Origin of the sequence: Mucilaginibacter frigoritolerans, assembly GCF_007830615.1 — a bacterium.
Taxonomy (GTDB): domain Bacteria; phylum Bacteroidota; class Bacteroidia; order Sphingobacteriales; family Sphingobacteriaceae; genus Mucilaginibacter; species Mucilaginibacter frigoritolerans.
On the sequence record NZ_VLLI01000004.1, the window covers coordinates 335,814 to 354,421 of the forward strand.

Sequence of the window (18,608 nt, forward strand, 5' to 3'; positions counted from 1 at the left end):
ATAATTGGTTAAAAAATATAAATGGTGTTACCCGCTACTTTGTAGTTAAACTTTGTAACTACCTGCAATGATAGTAAAACCTGTTGTATATTTTCGTTTTCAAATTCACCAGATAGCCTGATGGATTTTAATGTCTTATCTTTAAATATAATGTTTTGCCCGTATTTCCTCACTAAACTATTAGCCAGCAGGTTAAATGGCTCATTCTTAAAAATGAGTTTATGCTTCATCCACGCAGTTTCGGCATAAGTTTCTTTGGTTAATTGATGGCCCGAATCGTTAACAATCAATTTATCGTCGGGTTTTAACAATACGGTCACTGTAGGCTCATTATTTAAAGTAGCCTGTATACTCCCTCTGAAAAGCGTGGCTTCAAACTGCGCATCGTTGGCATAACTTTTCAGGTTAAATGCCGTTCCCAATACTTTGATAGCAGCTTTTTCAGTATGGACAATAAAAGGGTGGCTATGATCACTGGCTACATCAAAATATCCCTCGCCGCTTAAATAAACCTCTCTTGTTTGGCCATTAAAATGATTTGGATATTTTAAAACCGATAAAGAATTGAGTGTTACCATTGTGCCGTCAGGCAGTTTAACCTGCGCTAATGCGCCCTGTTTGGTTTGTAACTGTACCAGGCTGGTTTCCTCAACAGACTTTGTTTTAAACAGGTATAAACCAACCGCAACTATCATAATAGCCGCAGCAGCGGCAATGGTACGTAACCAAGGGAAGGTGTAACGGGCTTTGCTTATTTCCCTGATGTTATCTTTTTCGGGTATCTTAGCCTCTATACCGGCCCGTTTCTTTATGTCTTCAAATATGGCCACAATGTTTTCATACGGTTCATCGTCTTGTGCCCAATATGATTTTATCGCATCGTAATCTTTTCGAAAAGAAGTATTATCTGCTACAAGCCGGTTAAACTCAATAACTTCATCAGGAGTAATATCTCCTGATAGCATTTTTGAAAGTAATTCGGTAAATAGCTCTTCTTCCATTAGTGTATATTGTACAATATTATAATTATAATCCTGCTTTTAAAAAAAATGCCTACAAGCGATTGAAAAAATAAAATAATATGATTAAAATATTCAAAATTTTGCCGTCTTTTTCTCTGCTTTTTGAATTTTCAGGCAATGATTTCAGGGTTTGCCTTAATTTATCAATAGCCCTGAACAGTTGCGTTTGAACGGTTCGGGGAGAGATACTGAGAATCTCAGCAACCTCTTTATATTTCAGGCCATTTTCCTTTATCAGTCTGAAAACAATTCTGGCCTGCATAGGCAACATTTCTATGGCCTGGTCAAGGCGATGATGTAATTCTTTTCTTTCCAGTTTTTTTGACGGGTCAGAAAGATCAACCAGTTGGAATTCATTATCTTCCAACTCAACCAAATGTATGTTCGAATATTTTTTACGGTATTTTAACGATTGATTTTTTACTGCTATAAATAAATAACTCTCGGGGTAATCAATATGGCTTAATGATTTGCGGTTATTCCAGCACTTTACAAATACTTCCGAAACTATTTCTTCAGCAACTTCGCGCTGATGAACATAATAAACACTGAATTTGATAAGCTTGTTGAACAAGGCATAGTAAAGCCGTTCAAATGCTTGCGCATCATCATCCAGGCAAATTTTTCCCCAAAGTTCAGTTAAATCGGGCCTCAATCGTATTTAAAAATGGTAATTGATTTTATATCAACGCATGGCAATGTAGCAAATGCCTGATGTTTTTCGGCAAATAATTTTTAACATGTTTTAAATTAATAACCATTAGGGTATTTTCTTTTCTTTAGGTTAAAAAGGTAGTCGCAAGCAAGGAATAATCTCAGCCCTGTAAGCCTTTCAAAAAAAAAAAAAAAATTCTTGTAGGCAATTTTCCCGAAAAAGGGAATATAACCTTATAGCCGGGGGCATTCACTAGCCCGAAGCAAACGAGGCCCGTGCTTTATGCCGGATTAAAGCCTCATAACCAATTTATTAACAGTTTATCAATTTCTAAACATGAGTATGAAAAAAAAATTACTTACATGCTTTATTGTTTGCAGTTCGGCGGGGGCATTTGTTGCCGGCAGCGCTATGGCGTCAGCAAGCAGCAGGCATTTATTAGCTAAACATGCACAATCACTGCAGGTAAAGGCCGATCAGACAATTAAAGGCACCGTAAAGGATGAATCAGGAGTATCGTTGCCAGGTGTGTCTGTTGTGGTAAAGGGCACTACTAAGGGAACGCAGACAGATGTTAACGGCGGGTTTACTTTAACCGCGAACCAGGGCGATATACTGGTTTTTAGCTATATAGGTTATAATACCAAAGAGGTTACAATAGGTGCCAATGCGATAATTTCTGTAACGCTTGTGTCTAATGCTAGCCAGCTTGACCAGGTAGTAGTAACTGCGTTAGGTATCAAAAGATCTCAAAAGTCACTTACCTATGCACAACAACAGATTAGCGGAAGCGAGTTAAATGATGTTAAAACAGACAATTTAATGAATTCGCTTAATGGTAAAGTTGCCGGTTTAGCTATTGAACCCAGTGCTTCGGGTGTTGGTGGTTCGGCCAAGGTGCTTTTACGTGGATCACGTTCTTTTGCCGGTAACAATCAACCCTTGTATGTTATTGATGGGGTGCCAATGGCTAACCCGGTTAACTATAGCGGAACCACTACCACAAACGGCGGCCAGCCGGGCGACAACTTTGGAGGCAGCCCTGATGGCGGCGATGGTATATCCAACTTAAACCCAGACGATATTGAAAGTGTAACCGTACTGGAAGGCGCCTCTGCTGCAGCCCTGTACGGAAGCCAGGCAGCTAACGGCGTTATCGTTATTACCACCAAAAAAGGTAAGGCTGGCAAAACGGAAATTCATTATTCATCCAGTTTCCAGGCATCAAATGCGGTGTCGGAACCAAAGTTCCAGAATCAATATGGACAGACAGCCGCTGGTTCTGCAACAAGCTGGGGCCCGGCAATATCAACTTCTGAAAATAATTTGAAAGATTTTTTCAGAACAGGTACTAACTGGACAAATGCTATTAATCTTTCTACTGGTACTGATATTGGCCAAACCTACGCCTCTTATGCTAATACATCTGCCAATGGCATTGAACCAGGCAATGAGCTAAGAAGGAATAACTTTGATTTACGCGAAACCGGTCATTTCCTGAATAATAAACTGACTGTTGACGGGAACGTTAATTACATTGATCAGGATATAAAAAACAGCCCGGGATTGGGTTTATACATTAACCCTTTAGTAGGTTTATATCTTTTTCCGCGGGGTTTAAATATATTGCCTTATAAAAATCAGTATTTACTTCCCAACAATACAGGTACTGCACGTCAGAACTGGGTAACACCTAATGACGACAGTCAGGAGCAAAATCCATGGTGGGTAACCAACATGAATACTAATAACCTGCAGCGTAACCGTATTATTTTTAACGGAAGTGCTAAATACGATTTTACCAAATGGTTTAATGTACAGATAAGGGGAAGCCTTGACCGCACTAATGATAGCTATAACCAGGATCTTTATTCAGGTACGATAGCCACGTTTAACAGTAATGGTAATGGACATTATTCTTACAGCAACCAGGTAACCGAACAGAAATATGCGGATGCGATTGCGAATTTTACCCCTGCTAAATTTGGTGCTTTTAAATTTGACGGATTAGTTGGTGCCGCTATAAACGATTCACAGCTAAGTGGTCTTGGCGCCAGCGGCGATCTTTCTACCCCTGATTTTTTCACACCTTATAACATCATAGCAGGCCATAGCGCTCCTATTGCTTTTAGCAGCCATACCCAAATCCAATCTATATTTGAGGCGGCCAACCTGTCGTATAAAGATTATTTGTACCTGGCATTAACCAACCGAACCGATTGGAACTCAACCCTGGCTTTTACTAATAAGCTCGATTACAATTATCCATCTGTTGGTTTAACTGCAATTTTATCACAGATGTTTTCTTTGCCTCAGGCTATATCTTATGCAAAGATCCGCGCAAGTTATGCCGGTGTAGCTAATGGATTACCTGCCTTTACAACTATTGCACAAAATACGCAATCTTCTTCAGGTGCATTGATCTTTAACACTACTGCGCCATTGCATACCTTAAAGCCTGAAGATACGCACTCTTACGAGTTCGGTACCGACTGGAAATTCCTTGGGAACCGCATCAATTTTAGCTTTACTTACTATAATACACATACCTACAACCAGTATTTTGCTTTAACCCCTCCAGCTGCTACATTAATTTCTACAGGTTATGTAAATGCCGGCGATATACAAAATACAGGGTTTGAAGTATTAATTGGCGCTGATATTGTACGCAGCAATAATTTTAAATGGAATAGCTCAATAACAGCTTCTGCCAATAAAAATAAGATCATTTCACTGGATCCTGCCGATAACCTGAACCAGGCTATTTTGACCGGTAATGATGGTGGTGGCTTTGGTTATGAATCAGTTATAGCAAAAGGCGGTTCTTTTGGCGATATTTATGGTTACACTACCGTACGTAATTCAGCTGGCCAGATGGTATTATCAGGCACAAATGCAAGCAATTATGCTCCGCAAAAAAATAGTACAATGAGTTTCGTAGGCAACCCTAATCCTAAATTCCAGTTAGGTTGGAGTAATAGCTTTAATTTTGGTCCTCTTAACTTTGATTTCCTTGTTGATGGAAAATTTGGTGGCCAGGTACTGTCTTTAACGCAGGCTATGTTGGATAGTTATGGTGTTTCACAGGTTTCGGGAACTGCACGTGCCAATGGAGGTGTTACTGTAAATGCTGTTAACCAGGCCGGTACCCCGGTAACTACGGTTAATGCCCAAACATGGTATCAAACTATTGGCGGCCGCAATGCCTTAACAGACCAATACATATACAGTGCTACGGTTGTAAGATTGCGCCAGGCCGCATTGGGTTATACCTGGCCGGTTGCTAATAGTGTAGTAAAAAATGTTAAACTTTCATTAATTGGCAGGAACCTGTTTTATTTTTATAAGAAAGCACCTTTTGATCCTGAAGTTGCTACTTCTACTGGTAATGGTTTGTCAGGTGTTGATCTCTTTAACCAACCGGCAACCCGCAATGTGGGTTTAGACCTGAATGTTTCCTTCTAAGTTAATTATTAAAAAAAACACAATAATGAAAAGACATTATAAATATTCGAAGCATATTACCGGGAACAAACTAGGCTTTGTACTGGTTTCTGTTATGGCTTTGGCATTAACAGCATGCACCAAAAATTTTGAAAAATACAATACTAATCCCAATTCCTTAAGCAAAAGCCAAAGTGCATCTATAGCATCTACTGCATTTGGCCCTATGGAACAAGCCATATACTCCAACTATCAGCGTGCTCAGAATTTGAGTGCCGATGGTTACAGTGGTTATATGCAACCCGGTATTGCGTTTGGCGGCGATCGCAACAATTTAACTTATGCGATGAATGATGGCTGGAACACAACAGGTTTCAATGATCAGTATACGCTGGTGATGTCGCCGGTTCATGCAATTGCTACTACCACCACCATTAAAACAACAAATCCTGAAATGTGGGCCGTTGCTTTGCTAATCCAGGTGGAAGCTATGGATAGAGTGACCGACAGGTTTGGCCCTATACCTTATACCAGGGTAGGCACATCGTTAACTACTGCACCTTATGACGACCAGCAAACAGTTTACCAAACATTTTTTAAACAGATTGATACTGCGGTAACCAATCTGAAAGCCTATATAGCAGATAATCCGGGTAAAACAAGCTTAGGTACAAATGATTATATCTACGCAGGTAATTACACCGAATGGCTGAAATTTGCTAATTCACTGCGTTTGCGCCTGGCTATGCGTATTGTGAAGGTTGATCCGGCTACTGCGCAGACACAGGCAGTAGAAGCTTTAAATGATTCAGGTGGTACATTATTAACACCAACTGACGATGCCGCAATTGCCCAAACAGGTGGCCGCGAAAACGATTTGCACCAAATCTCTGGCGATTGGAATAACACCAATATGAGTGCAGCAATTGAGTCGTATATGGTGGGTTATAATGATCCACGCCTTTCTATCTATTTCCAGCCTGCACAAGCAGGTGCCGGTGCCTACGCCGGTCAGTTTGTAGGGATACGTGCAGGCTCATTAATCGGCTCAAACCAAAGTACCTATTCCAATTTTGCAAACCTCAATACTACCCAAACTTTTCAGTTCTCAACCCCACAGTTAATTATGACTGCTGCTGAAGTTTGGTTTCTTAAGGCCGAAGCTGCTTTACGCGGATGGACCGCAGCAAGCGTACAAAGCAATTATGAAGCAGGTATTGCCGCTTCCATGAATCAATGGGGCGCCAGCATAGGTTCGTATTTGAGCGATGCTACAAGCACCGAAGCAAATTTTACCGACCCGCTTAACGCCACTAATAATGCCACCGCATTATCAACCATCACCATTCAATGGGATGATAGCGCTACCCAGGAGCAAAAACTGGAGCGCATCATTACACAAAAATGGCTGGCTATATTCCCTGACGGACAGGAAGCATGGGCCGACTACAGACGTACCGGTTATCCTAAACTGTTCCCGGTTGCCAATAACTTTAGCGGCGGTACTATTAGTACTGACGTGCAGGTTCGCAGGTTGCCGTATCCATCAAGTGAGTATACTACCAATACTACTGCGGTAAATAATGCCGTAAAACTATTGGGCGGAGCCGACAATGGCGGTACTCGCTTATGGTGGGATGTGAATAAAGCTAATTTTTAGTTGATTTATAAGTGGATGAAAATGAATTGTTTTCATCCGGGAGGGCCCCCCGCAAAGGGGCCCTTTTAATCGATAGGTTAATTTTAGTAACTATCGAGATATACATAAACGTATAAGAAATAAAACCTAATACCCTAAACAGTAAAACTTACAACCTGCTGTTAGTGATGCCTATGAATAAAATCAATTAATCTTTTTTATACACCAAATCAAAATCAAAAAAATCATGAGAACATTTAACAAATTATTCCTGACAAAGGCAGCTTCCTTTGGTATGGTACTAACACTTTTATTTTTTTCTGCATGTAAAAAGGATGCCAGTAACGCATCGCCCCAAACAGCTCCTGCAAGTTCTTTAAAGGGTCAAAGTAATTTAGCGGCGAGCGCTACTGCCCCGCAGACGGTGTGTTATGTTGAGGTGAACACTGAAAATTTACTTAATGTTGGTAATTACCAACTGGCCAACGGTAAGCAATTATTTAGCATAGGTATTATTTTTGCCGCCAATATTAATTATGATACTACTGCCGATACTGCGCAGCTTTATTTTAATTCGCAGGTAACTACTGTTTTGAGCGGCGCCGCCACCTATATTAAGCCATTGCAGGCCAAGGGAATAAAAGTGCTCCTATCTATACTGGGCAACCACGAAGGTGCAGGGATCTGTAATTTCCAAACACAGGCAGCTGCCACCGCTTTTGCAAAACAGCTAAGCGCTGCTGTTACCAAATACGGCCTTGACGGGATTGATTTTGATGATGAATATGCTGACTATGGAACTAATGGAACCGGTCAGCCAAATGCTTATTCTTTTGTTTATTTGGTAACCGCTTTACGTCAATTGATGCCGACTAAAATTATTTCTTTTTATGATTATGGCCCCGCTGCATCTGAGTTATCATACAATGGTGTAACGGTTGGTTCAAAAGTTAATTACAGCTGGAATGCCATTTATGGTACATACTCAGTTCCAAATGTGCCCGGCTTAAGCAAAAGCAATTTGGGCCCTGCGGCAATTGATATTCAAAATACAAGTGCAAGTACGGCTGCTTCCCTGGCAACTCAAACAGTAAGTGGTGGTTATGGTATCTATCTTACTTACAACTTGCCTAATACAGACGTTCATACTTATCTGTCCAGCGTATCAAAGGCTTTATATGGTCAGGCAACAGTATACAAGTAAAGTCAGTAAAAATTCAATAAATTAAATAAATAAAGGTCGGTCTTTGCAAGGGCTGGCCTTTATTGTATAATCGCATATGTTAAAAAAATTAAAGTATCAGCTATTCTTATTACTCCTGGTAATTTCCTTAAAGGGTTTCTCTCAGGAAAAATTAACAAAATATGTAGACCCATTTATAGGTACAGGCGGGCATGGGCACACTTTTCCCGGGGCCGCAGTTCCATTCGGGATGATTCAGCTTAGCCTCGATAATGGCCGCAACGGCTGGGATTGGTGCGGAGGGTACCATTACAGCGATTCTGTTATCGCCGGGTTTAGCCACATGCACCTGAGTGGTACTGGTATAGGTGATTGGTGCGATATATCCGTAATGCCCGAAAATAAACTCATTACTGACACCGCCGATCATGGCCTGGCCAAATTCAAACATCGTAATGAAATTGCAAGCCCGGGCTTTTATAAAGTAACCATGGATAATGGTATCAGCGCTGCTTTTACCGTTACGGAACATTGTGGTTTCCACGATTATATTTTTCCGGCAAACGTAAGCCCGGTAATTAAGCTTGATTTGGGGTATAAGCAAAACTGGGATCAACCTACAGCAACCTACGTTAAACAACTCAATGATTCAACCCTAGTGGGTTATCGTTATTCTACCGGATGGGCGCAAGTGCAAAGGGTATATTTTGCATTACGTGCATCGGTTCCGTTCAGCAAACTATCCATCATTGCAGATGGCAAACAAATATCATCATCCGAAGCAAATGGCACCGGTGTTATTGCTCAAGTGCTGTTTAATGAACAAAAGCATAACCATATTATGCTGAAAGTGGCGCTTTCTACGGTGAGTTCAGATAACGCCGTTCAGGCCCTTAAAGAAATTAAAAAATGGGATTTTGATGGTGTCAGGAAACAGGCTGCCGAAAAATGGGAGCATGAACTATCAAAAATTCAAATCAATACTAGCGATATCCGGATTAAACGCATTTTTTATACTGGCCTTTACCATACCTGTATAGCCCCGTCGCAATATTCTGATGCTGATGGGACCTATCAAAATGCAAAAGGAGAGATCCATAAAATGCCGGCCGGGCAACAACGTTATACCACTTATTCACTTTGGGATACTTTTCGTGCCCTAAATCCTTTATATACCCTTACGCAAACTGAACGTTATGCAGGTATTTTAAACTCCATGCTTGCCTTTTACAAAGAAAATGGCCTGCTACCTATTTGGGACCTGAGTACCAATGAAACCAATTGCATGACCGGTTACCATGCCGTACCTGTTTTGGCTGATGCTGTTTTAAAGGGTATAAAAGGCATAGATGATCAGTTGGCTTATACCGCCATGAAGGCAAGTGCAATGGAAAACATAAGAGGCTGCAACTATTACCGGCAATATGGTTATGTGCCGTAGGACAAATACGGTGCAAGTGTTACCAATACCCTTGAATATGGTTATGACGACTGGTGTATTGCCCAGGTGGCACAAAAGCTAGGTTATAGTGACGATTATAAATATTTTATGAAACGCTCTGCCAGCTGGAAAAATCTATACGACCCTGTTACGGGTTTTATGCGTGCAAAAAATGCAGATGGCAACTGGGTAACACCTTTTGATCCTTTTTACTCAGAGCATAACCCTGATAAGGCTATGTTTATGGAAGGGGATGCCTGGCAATATACTTTCTTTGTACCCCAGGATGTTGAAGGGTTGATCAGCGCTTATGGTGGCAAGCAAAAGTTTGTCACAAAATTGGATTCCCTGTTTTCAGTGACCTCCGTTATGCATGGCGAAGATCAGTCGCCCGACATTAGTGGTATGATTGGTCAGTATGCACATGGAAATGAACCAAGTCATCACGTAGCGTACTTGTATGATTATGCCGGAATGCCATGGAAAACCCAGTCGCGCGTGCGGATGGTTGTTGATTCTTTATATCACGATCAGCCAGATGGGTACGCAGGGAATGAAGATTGCGGGCAAATGAGTGCCTGGGCCGTTTGGACCATTACCGGCTTATATCCGGTTAATCCGGCCAGTGGCAGGTATATGTTTGGCAGCCCATCTGTAAATGAAGCGGTTATTAAAACCAAAGGCGGCAAATTTACTATCCGTGCTAAAAATAATAATAAGGCCAATGTTTATATTCAAAGTGCTACCTTGAATGGTAAGCCCTATCATAAATTGTATGTTACTCACCAGCAAGTAGTAAATGGCGGCACATTGGAATTTACAATGGGACCGACGCCAAATAAAACCTGGTTTACAGCTAAGTAATTATACCGGTTAAATTATTATTCAATAGCCTGCTTAAGAGTAATCTTTTGCAGGCTAAACTTGCTTTGGTTGAATAATAAATAAGATGAGAGCCTCTTAATGGCAATAAAATCTTTATTGGGAACAATAGATAAAGAAATTACCTAAGATAAGCGTATTTGATCATAGATAGATTGCCGAAACACCTCCATTAAATAAACAAGTAATTTATATAGACGCCAGACGAACAAATATAATTTACTGTTTTTTCGCTCTTTAAATTCTAATTTAGCATCATAAATTTAGTATATCATCAATAACATTAAAACTTAAAACGCTTAATGCCAGAATCTGATAACTTCTTATTGGTCAACATTAAATTTTTTAGAATTGCTTTTTGCTTACTTTTATTCTTTAAGCTTAATGGTGCGCAGGCCCAGGGCTTAATGTTTAACTCCAATGATAGCCTGTTAAACAAGCGTACTTCTTATTCCGTTTTTTATACTAATCCACCGCTGTTTCGGGATAACTTATCTATAAAGTTTGATCTTTCATTATGGGACAATAAAAACCTGGGATATATTTTTAACCTGAGCAGTAAAAATAATTCCTACAGTTTAAGCTATCTATATTTTAATGGCGCAGGTTATCTGAACTTTAATATCGACAGAAAGAGCAACAAGCTGAAAATTCCTATACCAGATTCCCAGTTGCATAAACGTAAGTGGGTGAAGGTAAAGGTGGATTTCAATTTAAAAGATGACAAGATCAATATTTACATAGGCGATAAACTATATCATGCAGATCACCTGGGTTTGGAAGATACGGTAACCGCTAAAATAGTTTTTGGTAAAAATCAATACTATACAGAAGTGCCTGATATGGCTATCAAAAATCTTGTGGTTGGTAATAATCAAAAAAGTTTTTCATTTCCATTAACGGAGTCGGCTGGCACTATCGTGCATAACAGCGATGGTGATGAAACAGGTATGGTTGAAAACCCGGTTTGGCTCATCAATGAGTCTTATTACTGGAAACTGGCATATAAGCATTCATTTAATCAGGTTGCGGGCCTTAATTTCACACCGGTTGATAACAAGCTTTTTATCTTCACCCGCGATTCCATCATTTTTTATGATAGCGAAAGTGGTAGCATCGTTTCATCCGCATTTAAAAAACAATCGCCTGTTCCCTTATTGCTGGGTAAAAGCATATTTAATACCAAAGAGGATAAATGTTATATCTATGAAGTTTACCACGAACATCCAACAGAACCTAGTGTTGCCTCTTTGGATATGCGCTCACTTACGTGGAACGCTATTGGGAAGATAGAATTTAAAGGGCAAAGGCACCACCACAATATTTTTTTTAATTCCAATCAGGATAGTATATACATTTTTGGTGGATATGGTTCTTATAGTTATTACAATAATTTTTTAAAATACAACCCCGCTGCCGACCAATGGGAAAAGGTAGCATTTAAGGGAGATACGATTACCCCGCGTTTCTTTTCGGCAGTAAGTAACGTAAATAAAGCTGATGAGGTTTATTTATTTGGAGGTTATGGTAATGAATCAGGGAGCCAGGTGGTAGGTGGCAGGCAATATTATGATTTATATTGTATCAACCTAAAAAATCATACTATCAAAAAATGCTGGGATATACACCCGCATAAGGATGTCTTTGTGCCGGCAAATAACCTGGTACTCTCTGATGATGGAAATTATTTTTACGCGATGTGTTATCCGCATGAACAATTTAAGACCAGCATTAAACTCTACAGGTTCTCTATTAAAGATGGCTCATACCAGGTTGTAAGTGCTTCCATACCGGTTATATCCGAAAGAATAGAAAGCGACATTAATCTTTTTCTGAATAGTAAAACCAACCAATTGCTATGTACCCTGCAGGAGTTTACCGATCCTAAAAAGTCTATTATAAAAGTCTATTCGCTGGCGTATCCTCCGGTTAGTAATGCTGGCTACCTGAGCACCGGAAAATGGCAGGCCCAATCTACTGCCAAATTAAAATATTTGGCAGGGCTACTGTTGCTGATGCTTGCAGTTGCACTGGTATGGTTATATAAAAGAAGAAGGCCCCAACCGCTCAGCACTGTTATAGTTGAAGCCGAGAATGACTTAGTGATTGATGAAAAACCAATAGCGCAAAAAATGAATTCCGTTTATTTGTTGGGCGAATTTGCGGTTTTTGATAAAAAGGAAAGGGATATTACCCACTTGTTCAGTCCTAAAATTAAGCAGCTGTTTATACTCATTTTGCTAAACAGCAAGAAAAATAACGGTATTGTATCCAAAAAAATATCTCAGCTGTTATGGCCCGATAAAGATATTTCCAAATCGAAAAATATTAAAGGTGTTACATTTAATCACCTGCGTAATGCCATTGGTGATATAGATGGTATTGAACTTAGTTTTTTAAATGATAACTACATCTTTAATATTAATGCCCCTTTTTTCTGCGACTACTATGCAGTAATAGACACGCTTAAAAAAACCGGCGATGAAAAAGAAGCATTAATTACGGATTGTTTTGAGATGATTAACCGGGGGGCATTTTTAAGTGATATGACCGATGTTTGGCTGGATGATTTTAAAGCTGATTACGAAGAGTTGCTAATGAACGGCCTGCTGCCCCAACTTCAAAAGCTATATGTTGATGAAAATTATAAAGTAGTATTAGAAATAAGTAAAGCAATATTAAATACCGATCCTTTTAATGATACCGCTTTAAAATATCAGTTAAAAAGCTATCGGAGGTTAAAAGGTATTGACTACAGTAAAAAAATTTATGATCAGTTTGTAGCCGAATACAAAAAATCATTAGGTGTCGATTATCCTTTCAGTTTGGATAAGATCCTTCAGTAGCACCATAATTACTTATCTTTTTGTAATTCATTGCCGGCATTGAATAGTACTCATTAATATTTCTTCCGTAAAGAAAATTATAGAATTGCCAATAAAGTTAATAGCTCTTATTAACGGCGATATAATATCCGTTTATGGTCTGTTATTATTACGATTAATATGTTTTTTCACATATTAACCCAGTTATTAACCCATTTTTTAATACTGTGCGGTTTATTATTGTGCTCAATAAACCAGGTGAATGCCTTCCACAATAGCCGTCCTGGCCCCGGTAGGTTTCACAATTTTTAACCAATTAACCATTTATTATGAAGAAAATTTTTACTAGTTACGGCCGGCTTGTAACCCTTTTTCCGGCAAAGCTAAAAGTGATCCGATCTCCGCACCTGTTTCTTCTGGTGTGTTTGTTAATGCTTCCCGCATTTATTTTTGCGCAAGGTGCCAGCAAGGTTCAGGGTACGGTTTTAGATGAAAAGGGCGAAACCCTGCCCGGCGTAGCTGTTATGTTAAAAGGAACCAATTATGGTACAACCACCGATGTTTCCGGAAAATTTACAATTAGTGCCAATAAGGGTGCTACACTTGTTTTTTCTTTTGTAAGCTATACAACAAAAGAAGTGGTTATTGGCGACCAGCAAGTCCTCACGGTAAAGTTGACCCCAACATCCTCAAACCTGGAAGAAGTTGTTGTTGTTGGTTATGGTACCCAGAAAAAAGTATCATTAACCAGCGCGGTAACATCTATCAATTCGTCTGAAATTATTACCACCAAAAATGAGAACGTTGAAAATATGCTTACCGGTAAAATTGCCGGTTTACAGGTGGTGCAAAATACTGCTGAACCGGGTGATTTTGCCAACAATATTTCCATAAGGGGAATGGGCAATCCTTTAATAGTTGTTGATGGTGTTGAAATGCCCGATTTTAGTGTTACGGGCGGTAATGGTGATAATAGCGTAGGCTCGAGCAATATTTTATCAAGGCTTGACCCAAATGATATCGAAAGTGTCTCTGTGTTAAAAGATGCATCAGCTTCGGTATACGGTGTAAAAGCTGCAAATGGTGTTATTCTGATTACCACTAAAAAAGGTAAGGCTGGTGCCATGCAACTTACTTATTCGGGCACATTTGGTTTGCAGGTACCATCGGGTTTACCGAAACCGGTAAACGCCACACAATACATGACCCTGGTTAACCAGCAATCAGAGCATCAGGCTAATGGCGGCAGAATTATTTATACTCCTGCGGATTTTGAAGCCTATAATAATGGCTCTAAACAAAGTACCGACTGGTATGATGCGGTTTTCAAAAAAAACGCCATGCAAGAGCAGCATAACTTAACTGCAACAGGCGGCAATGAAAATACCCAATACCTTTTGAGTACCGGTTTCACTGATCAGGATGGGATATTAACCAGTAATGATTTGAATTACAAACGCTACAACGTACGCTCAAATGTTACCAGTAAAATTGGTAAGAACATTACAGTTAATTTAAACATGAGCGCTATCTATGATCAAAAGAATTCTCCGGCTCAATCTTTTTGGTATACAACCAGGGAAACATGGAGGGAACTACCTACCGAACCCTTTTATGCTAACAACAACCCCATGTATTTATGGCAGGGTAGTGTTGATGGGGGAAATCCTTTAGCATATGGAAACTCAGCTATCAATGGTTACAGCACGCAAAGTAATAAATTCTTTAACGGGGCCATCAGCATTGATTACAGATTGCCATTTATCGACGGCCTTACCATTAGAGCATTGTATAGCTACAACGACCAGATTCAGGACAATAAACAATACCAGGAGTCTTATAACCTGTATACTTATGATTCATCTACACAGGCGTATACTGCGCACTTAAACAACTCACCGGCATTTGTTCAAAGGCAGTATTATGATTACCCGCAGAATACGGATCAGCTTTCATTAAATTATGCGCACACTTTTGGCTCTAAACACAATGTAAGCGCCTTGCTGCTTTACGAAGGCAATGACCAAAGTGCTGATAATTTTGAGGCGTACAGACAGCTTTCCATACCGGTTGATCAAATCATTGCAGGTAATGCAGCTAATCAAAATGCATCGCAAACTGCTAACGGATTATCTGACTATGCAACCAATTCACTTGTAGGCAGGGTTACTTATGATTACAGTGGCAAATACCTGGGCGAATTCAGTTTCAGAAATGACCAGTCTTCCAAATTTGCGCCGGGCCAGAATTCAGGCTTCTTCCCTTCAGGTTCAGTAGGATGGCGCGTATCTGAGGAGGGATTTTGGAAAAACTCATCTGCATTATCGTTTATTGATAACTTGAAATTCCGTGCATCATATGGTGTTTTGGGTGATGACGGTACTTTGTTTTACCAGTTTCTGAGCGGATACAATTACCCTGCAAATGGTTCAAACAACCAGTTGCCTACCGGTGCGGTATTTGGTAACAACTTTGTAAATGCTGTACAAAGTACCGGTTTGCCAAATCCAAAAGTAACCTGGTCAACCTCGCATACTTTTGATGCAGGCGCCGACCTCGACATGTGGAAAGGCTTGCTAGGCATTACTTTCGACTATTTTATACGAGACAGAACAGGGTTATTGGCAACCTCCATTTTACAGGTGCCCGATGTACTTGGTGCTTCGCTGCCGGAAGAAAATATTAACGGCGACAGGACCAAAGGTTTTGATTTTGAGATCAGCCACAGAAGCCATATTGGTAAATTCAACTATAACGTAAAGGGCACGTTTTCATTCGCTCATACCATGAACACGCAGTATGCCGAATCTAAACATGGTAACTCTTATCTGGATTGGCTAGATAACCAAACCAACAGAAATCAGGGTATACAATGGGGATACAGCGGGGCAGGGCAATACCAGAATTATAGCCAGATACTTAACAGCCCAACTTATGTAAACCGTGGTACAGTGGTCGGCGATTATATTTATCAGGATTGGAATGGCGACGGGCAGATTGATGGTAATGACGTACATCCAATAGCTTATGGTGGTAACCCTAACGGGACACCAACCACACCGTTAATAACATACGGACTTACTCTTGGTGGTTCATATAATGGTTTTGATATCAATATGCTATGGCAGGGAACCGGTAAGTACAGCGTTTCCTATATCGAGCAATTAAATATTCCGTTATGGGGCGGCGGTAGTGCATTAACCCAGTTTTTGGACGATTATCATCCCGCTAATCCTACTGCAGATCCATACAATCCAAACACCGTATGGATACCGGGCCATTTTGCTTACACCGGTACTACTGCCAACACTAACTCAACATTTAACTTTCAGAATGCTGCTTATTTAAGGCTTAAAAGTTTAGAGATTGGCTATAGCCTGCCTAATAAATTTCTATCGCAGATTGGGGTTAGGGGAGTAAGGATTTTTGTAAACGGTTACAACCTGTTTACCATTACCGATGTAAAGTATGTTGACCCTGAACACCCATCAGGTACGTACGGCTATTTGTACCCGCTTGATAAATTGTACAACGTAGGTTTAAATGTCAAATTCTAATGGAAAGAATCATGAAAAGATATAATTATACATTATTAATAACATTATTGGTGAGTTTAATGGCTTGCCGCAAGCTCAATATACCACCCAAAAACATCATTCAGGATCCGGACGTTTTTTCTACTCCGGCTGGTATACAGGCATACATGGCACGCCTTTACAGTGAGTTGCCTATAGAAGATTTCAGATACTCACCTCAGCGCGGGTTAAACTTTTTCTGGATCATCAGCCCAACACCTGCAACAACAGGCGAGGCATTGAGCCGCGACCAAACAAGCTCCATGCAGGAAGCATTTGGAAGCTGGAGCTGGGACATATGGGGCGGCTCGTATACCACCATTCGTGATTGCGATTATTTTATTCAAACACTGCCCTCCTATGCAAGTAACTTCAGTACAGCACAAGTAAATGCCTGGCTGGGTGAAGCGTATTTTGTGCGTGGCATGACTTATTTTGCATTAGTAAAACGCTTTGGAGGTGTGCCCATCGTAAACAAAACATTAAACTATACAGTAGGTACAAGTACCGATGAACTTAAAATACCCCGCTCATCAGAACAAGCAGTTTGGGATCAGGTAGCCAGCGATTTTGATTTTGCTATTGCGAATTTACCGGCAATAAATGGTGATGATGGTGACGGTAGCCGTGCAAACAAATATGTTGCGGCTGCATTTGAATCGCGTGCCATGCTTTATGCCGGTACCATTGCCAAATACAATGCCACCACTTTATTTGATGGTCAAAAAAATCAACTCTGTGGTATACCAGTAAGTGCAGCGAATGGTTATTTTCAGAAAAGTTATAATGCTGCTGTAATGCTTGATGGTATTTATAGCTTGTATTTAAAATCATGGTCGTCCACAGATAAAACTGCTCAGTACCAGAACTTTGTTAACCTTTTCTCTGATGCAGGAAGCAACGAAAGCATATTTGTGCGCGAATACCAGTATCCAAACTCGGTTCACGGTTATGATGCTTATAACGTACCGCGCCAGCTGATAGGGCCAAATGGTTATTCATCCGAAGTAAACCCAACCCTTAATTTTGTGGAGATGTTTGGTGGTATACCTAAAAATTCAGATGGCACTATTCAAACCCTTGATGCGAGCGGGCGCTACATTTTATTCAACAATACTATGGATCTGTTTGCAAACGCTGAGCCAAGGTTGCGTGCTACCGTTATTTTACCTGGCGATGCATTTAAAGGGCAAAACATTGAAATTCGCCGTGGGATCTACACAGGCCCCGCAACCGGTGGTATAAACCCCTTGTTGCCTGCTGGTTCAAAATCACAATACCCACTTACAAACCTCGTAGTATCGGCTACCGCATCACAAACGTCATATACTTTACCCGATGGGTCGCTGATGAACCCCGCCGGTTTAAGCGGTATTTTTACTGGTGATCAAACCTGTGCAATTTCGGGCTTTTCAGTACGTAAATGGCTTAACCCTAATTTGCCAACATCGCAAGTATTGGAAAATAATGAAACCCAAACCTGGATAGAAATGCGTTATGCTGAAGTTTTATTGAACCGTGCAGAAGCTGCTTTTGAATTGAACAGCGGCGGTCAAAAAGGTACTGCAGATTATACACAGGATGCCTTTAACATTATCAACCAAATTCGCTTAAGGGCTGGGGCAACGTTGCTAACTAGTTCCGGATCTATGACCATTGATACTATACGCATTGAAAGAAGAAAAGAACTGGCGTTTGAGAATAAAACTTATTGGGATCTTAAAAGGTGGAGGACATTCTCCAAAGAACAAAACGGCACCATATACCGTATCCTGATGCCATTCTATTCATCGGAGGCAGGCAAATATTTCTTTGATGCCCGTACCGATGAGCGCAATGATGTTTATACCTACGACCCAAGATGGTATTATGAGCAGATACCGCAGGGCGCTATATCAAAAAGTCCAAACTTAGTTCAAAATCCAGGCTATTAATATATTGA

General features: G+C 40.3%; 8 protein-coding genes and 1 pseudogene. 7 read left to right on the forward strand and 2 right to left on the reverse strand.

Translation table 11 applies throughout. From position 1 onward, the window contains the following. Positions 1-8: 8 nt before the first annotated feature. Together JN11_RS09010 and JN11_RS09015 are read right to left on the reverse strand one after the other, a co-directional pair. Positions 9-1,001: a FecR family protein gene (locus JN11_RS09010; RefSeq protein ID WP_144911813.1), complete on the reverse strand. Its 993-nt coding sequence runs from the start codon at positions 999-1,001 to the stop codon at positions 9-11. 52 nt (positions 1,002-1,053) lie between these two features. Then, positions 1,054-1,677 (reverse strand): RNA polymerase sigma-70 factor, encoded by a 624-nt coding sequence (locus JN11_RS09015; protein WP_170227725.1) that lies wholly within the window; start codon positions 1,675-1,677, stop codon positions 1,054-1,056. A gap of 342 nt (positions 1,678-2,019) precedes the next feature. Between JN11_RS09015 and JN11_RS09020 the strand changes: the two genes are divergently transcribed. From JN11_RS09020 to JN11_RS09050, 7 genes and pseudogenes are all read left to right on the forward strand, one after another. Beyond that, positions 2,020-5,142 (forward strand): SusC/RagA family TonB-linked outer membrane protein, encoded by a 3,123-nt coding sequence (locus tag JN11_RS09020; RefSeq protein ID WP_144911817.1) that lies wholly within the window; start codon positions 2,020-2,022, stop codon positions 5,140-5,142. A 25-nt stretch (positions 5,143-5,167) separates the two neighbouring features. After that, on the forward strand, positions 5,168-6,781 hold the full coding sequence (locus JN11_RS09025) for a SusD/RagB family nutrient-binding outer membrane lipoprotein (protein ID WP_170227726.1): 1,614 nt from the start codon (positions 5,168-5,170) through the stop codon (positions 6,779-6,781). A 226-nt stretch (positions 6,782-7,007) separates the two neighbouring features. Beyond that, positions 7,008-7,964, forward strand: a complete 957-nt coding sequence (locus JN11_RS09030) for an endo-beta-N-acetylglucosaminidase H (RefSeq protein WP_144911820.1) — start codon at positions 7,008-7,010, stop codon at positions 7,962-7,964. 76 nt (positions 7,965-8,040) lie between these two features. Next, positions 8,041-10,248 (forward strand): annotated as a pseudogene (locus tag JN11_RS09035) (GH92 family glycosyl hydrolase). Positions 10,249-10,568: 320 nt separating this feature from the next. Next, positions 10,569-13,112 (forward strand): Kelch repeat-containing protein, encoded by a 2,544-nt coding sequence (locus JN11_RS09040; RefSeq protein WP_144911822.1) that lies wholly within the window; start codon positions 10,569-10,571, stop codon positions 13,110-13,112. 308 nt (positions 13,113-13,420) lie between these two features. After that, positions 13,421-16,648, forward strand: coding sequence for a SusC/RagA family TonB-linked outer membrane protein (locus tag JN11_RS09045; RefSeq protein ID WP_144911823.1), 3,228 nt, complete (start codon positions 13,421-13,423; stop codon positions 16,646-16,648). Between the two features lie 11 nt (positions 16,649-16,659). Next, complete coding sequence (locus JN11_RS09050; protein WP_144911825.1) at positions 16,660-18,600, forward strand: RagB/SusD family nutrient uptake outer membrane protein; 1,941 nt, start codon at positions 16,660-16,662, stop codon at positions 18,598-18,600. Positions 18,601-18,608 lie beyond the last annotated feature (8 nt).

Excerpts from the sequence above, each read along its gene's own strand:
- JN11_RS09010 (WP_144911813.1), bottom strand. The coding sequence starts at position 1,001 with ATGGAAGAAGAGCTATTTACCGAATTACTTTCAAAAATGCTATCAGGA.
- JN11_RS09020 (WP_144911817.1), top strand. The coding sequence starts at position 2,020 with ATGAAAAAAAAATTACTTACATGCTTTATTGTTTGCAGTTCGGCGGGG.
- JN11_RS09050 (WP_144911825.1), top strand. The coding sequence starts at position 16,660 with ATGAAAAGATATAATTATACATTATTAATAACATTATTGGTGAGTTTA.
- JN11_RS09030 (WP_144911820.1), top strand. The coding sequence starts at position 7,008 with ATGAGAACATTTAACAAATTATTCCTGACAAAGGCAGCTTCCTTTGGT.
- JN11_RS09040 (WP_144911822.1), top strand. The coding sequence starts at position 10,569 with ATGCCAGAATCTGATAACTTCTTATTGGTCAACATTAAATTTTTTAGA.
- JN11_RS09025 (WP_170227726.1), top strand. The coding sequence starts at position 5,168 with ATGAAAAGACATTATAAATATTCGAAGCATATTACCGGGAACAAACTA.
- JN11_RS09045 (WP_144911823.1), top strand. The coding sequence starts at position 13,421 with ATGAAGAAAATTTTTACTAGTTACGGCCGGCTTGTAACCCTTTTTCCG.